This window comes from Phenylobacterium sp. (assembly GCF_044236515.1).
In the GTDB taxonomy this organism is placed as follows: Bacteria; Pseudomonadota; Alphaproteobacteria; order Caulobacterales; family Caulobacteraceae; genus Phenylobacterium.
Genome location: NZ_JBIIGK010000230.1, coordinates 1 through 3,414, shown reverse-complemented (window position 1 = coordinate 3,414; position 3,414 = coordinate 1). Strand labels below are relative to the sequence as shown.

Genomic DNA, 3,414 nt, shown 5'->3' with positions numbered 1-3,414 from the left:
TTGGAGACGAGGTTCGGGCGCGGGGTTTAGCCTAACCCCGCGCCGCGGCAAACCTCGCGTCTCTCCTACACGAAGCTGGCCTTAGACGAAGCTCGCCAGGCTGATGTCGGCCAGGGTGCGGCCGGCCAGCACCAGCGAGATGTCGGCGCCGTCGCTGGAGTCGGCGTTGGTGTCGGCGAAGATCACCACGTCGGCGCCGACCTGAGCCGCGACGTACTGCGCGCCGGTGAACATGATGTGCTCCTGGGCGATGCGCGTCGCCTCGGCGTAGTCGGTGGCGACGAACTCCGAATAGGAGCGGGGCAGGATCGTGTAGATGCTGACCTGGTCGAACTGGATGCGGTCGTCGACGGCGTTCCAGTCGAGGATGACGTCGTCCTGGCCCTGGGCCGGATCATTCTTCGCCACGAAGACGAAGAGGTCGCGGCCCTCGCCGCCGGACAGGACGTCCTTGCCGACCGAGGCGGAGGTGATGGTGTCGTTGCCCGCGCCGCCGTCGACGATCGCGCCGCCGCCGTAGAAGATCGCCACCTGGTCGTCGCCGGCCCCGGCCAGAACGCGGTCGGCGCCGCCGCCGCTCTGGATGGTGTCGTCGCCCTCGCCGCCGATCAGGGTGTCGGCCCCGTCGCCGCCGTGCAGCTCGTCGGCGCCGAGGTCGCCGGACAGGTAGTCGTCGCCGTCGCCGCCGCCGAGGAAGTCGTCGCCCTGGCCGCCGAGCAGGGTGTCGGCCCCGCCGCCGCCGACGATGTCGTCGTTGCCTTGGTTGCCGTGAGCGAAGGAGCCGGTGCGGTCGGTGTCGCGGGCCGCGACGATCTCGTCGTCGCCTTTGCCGCCGTACACGGTGTTGGTCCCGGAGCCGGCGTCGAGGGCGTCGTCGCCGGCATTGCCTTGCAGCAGGTCGTCGCCCTTGCCGCCGGCCACGGTGTCAGCCGCCGGGCCGCCGTAGAGGCCGTCATGGCCGTCGCCGCCGGAGGCGCGCTCGTCGCCGGTGTCGCCAACCACTAGGACGGAGCCATCGGCGAACTGCAGACCGCCGGCGTCCGAGACGCGGACGAGGTTGGTGTCGAACTTCACCGTCCGGCCGCCGATCGTGACGAGGATGCTGGGCACCTCGGCCGTGAGGGCGGCGGGGTCATAGGACTGGTAGACCACCGATGCGCGGTTGGCAGGGCCGCCGGCGAAGGTGACGATGTCGGTCGGCTGGATGTTCAGCGCCTGTTCGGCGGTGATGGTCTCGAAGGCGTAGGTAGCCACGGATGCCTCTATGGAAATTGCGTCGCCCTAGCTGGGCCATAACACTGGTATAGGCATGTTGCGTAAGAACGCAACTTACGAAAACGCAATAGTGCTTTCTCACGGCCTGGAGGCGAGGGTGTAAAGGGGTGCGGCTTGACCCCGCCGGTGTGATGGGCGACCTCCCCGGCATGCGCCGCCTTTTGCAGTTCCTGTCGGACATGGACGCCAAGGCCTGGCGGGCGCTGGCGATCTCGTTCGTGCTGTTCGGCGGCGTCGGCGTGGTGTTCGTGTTCGGGGCCCAGGTCCTGGGTTTCGACGGCGAGCGCACGGTCGAGCACTGGATGGGGGCGGGCGCCGGGCCCTGGGCGCTGCCGGTGGCGGTGGCGGCCTTCGCGCTGCTGGCCTTCGTCGGCGTGCCGCAGTTCATGCTGATCGCCGCGGCGGTGGTCGCCTTCGGGGCCTGGGCCGGATTCGCCTATTCCTGGATCGGGACCATGGTCTCGGCGCTGATCGGCTTCTACCTCGGCCGCGCCGCGGGGGCCCGGACCTTGCGGACCTTTTCGGGGGAGGGGCTGCGGCAGTTCATGGAGTTGGTTGGGCGGAACGGCTTCTTCGCCAGCCTGGTCGTCCGGCTCGTGCCCTCCGCGCCGTTCATCGTCGTCAACATGGCGGCGGGGGTGACGCCGATGCGCCTGCGGCATTTCGCAGCCGGCACGGCGCTCGGCATCGTGCCGAAGATCGCCCTGACGGCCTTCGCCGGCAACTCGATCATCCAGGTGCTGCGCGGCGAGGGCGGCTCGGGGCACGTGGCGACGATCGCCGCCGTGGGCGTGCTGTGGCTGGTCATCGGCTGGTACGCCCGCAAGTGGCTGAAGGCGCGCGAGGCGGCCCGGGACTGAGCACGCAAGCTTCTTGCGCGAACGGCAGAGCTTGGTGGCGGTTCGGGAGGCAGCCTTGCGCCAGGAGGCCGGATTCGGCTAAAAGCTGTCGCATGCGCACGCGGCTCGACAGCCTGCTTCTTGGTTCGCTGGGGCTTAGCCGCCCCTGGGCGCCTTACTAGGCTGCGCGTCTTCGCGGCCGGGCGACCAGGGGCTTCACAACCCTCCGCCCGCTTAGAGCAGACCCCCGCGAAGAAGTGACAGACATGACCAACACCGCCCCCCAGACGTCGTCAGATCGTGACCGCGTCATCATCTTCGACACCACCATGCGCGACGGCGAGCAGTCGCCCGGCGCCTCCATGTCCCTGGAAGAGAAGCTGGAGTTGGCGAAGATCCTCGAGGAAATGCGGGTCGACGTCATCGAGGCCGGCTTCCCGATCGCCTCGAACGGCGACTTCGAGGCCGTCCGCGCCATCTCCGAGATCGTCACCGAGAGCACCATCTGCGGCCTGGCCCGGGCCGGCGCCGCGGACATCGAGCGCGCGGCCGAGGCGTTGAAGCCCGCCAAGCGCGGCCGCATCCACACCTTCCTGTCGACCAGCCCCTCGCACCGCGACCACATCCTGCGGGCCAGCCAGGACGACATCCTGGAGATGATCACCCGGTCGGTGACGCACGCGCGCAACCTGATCGACGACGTCGAATGGTCGGCGCAGGACGCCACGCGGACCGAGCAGGACTTCTTGCGCCGCTGCGTCGAGGCGGCGATCCGGGCCGGGGCGACGACGATCAACATCCCCGATACCGTCGGCTACACCTATCCCACCGAATACGCTGAGATCTTCCGCGACCTGGTGGAGAACGTCGACGGCGCCGACCGGGTAATCTTCTCGACCCACTGCCACAACGACCTGGGCCTGGCGGTCGCCAACAGCCTGGCCGGCGTCCAGGGCGGGGCGCGGCAGATCGAGTGCGCGATCAACGGCATCGGCGAGCGGGCGGGCAACGCGGCGCTGGAAGAGGTCGTCATGGCCCTGAAGGTGCGCGGCGACCGGCTGGCCTATCACACCGGCATCGAGACCCAGCACATCACCCGCGCCAGCCGCTACGTCTCGGCGATCACCGGCTTCCCGGTGCAGTTCAACAAGGCGATCGTCGGCAAGAACGCCTTCGCCCACGAGAGCGGCATTCACCAGGACGGGATGCTGAAGGACCGCGGCACCTACGAGATCATGACGCCGGAGTCGGTCGGGCAGGCGCAGTCGAACCTGGTGATGGGCAAGCACTCGGGCCGCCA

Annotated in this window: 3 protein-coding genes; 2 read left to right on the top strand and 1 reads right to left on the bottom strand. The window is 69.1% G+C overall.

What is annotated here, in order from left to right; translation table 11 throughout:
• Window positions 1-81: 81 nt before the first annotated feature.
• On the bottom strand, window positions 82-1,254 hold the full coding sequence (locus tag ACILRF_RS15490) for a calcium-binding protein (RefSeq protein WP_395674468.1): 1,173 nt from the start codon (window positions 1,252-1,254) through the stop codon (window positions 82-84).
• Window positions 1,255-1,424: 170 nt separating this feature from the next.
• Here ACILRF_RS15490 and ACILRF_RS15485 point away from each other — a divergent pair, with 170 nt between their 5' ends.
• Together ACILRF_RS15485 and ACILRF_RS15480 are read left to right on the top strand one after the other, a co-directional pair.
• Entirely contained in the window at window positions 1,425-2,135 is a 711-nt protein-coding gene (locus ACILRF_RS15485) for a TVP38/TMEM64 family protein (RefSeq protein ID WP_395674466.1), read from the top strand.
• Between the two features lie 245 nt (window positions 2,136-2,380).
• Window positions 2,381-3,414 (top strand): 2-isopropylmalate synthase (locus tag ACILRF_RS15480; RefSeq protein ID WP_395674464.1); only part of this gene is annotated, 1,034 nt, incomplete at its 3' end.

Coding starts and splice junctions, on each gene's coding strand:
- ACILRF_RS15485 (WP_395674466.1), top strand. CDS start 1,425: ATGCGCCGCCTTTTGCAGTTCCTGTCGGACATGGACGCCAAGGCCTGG.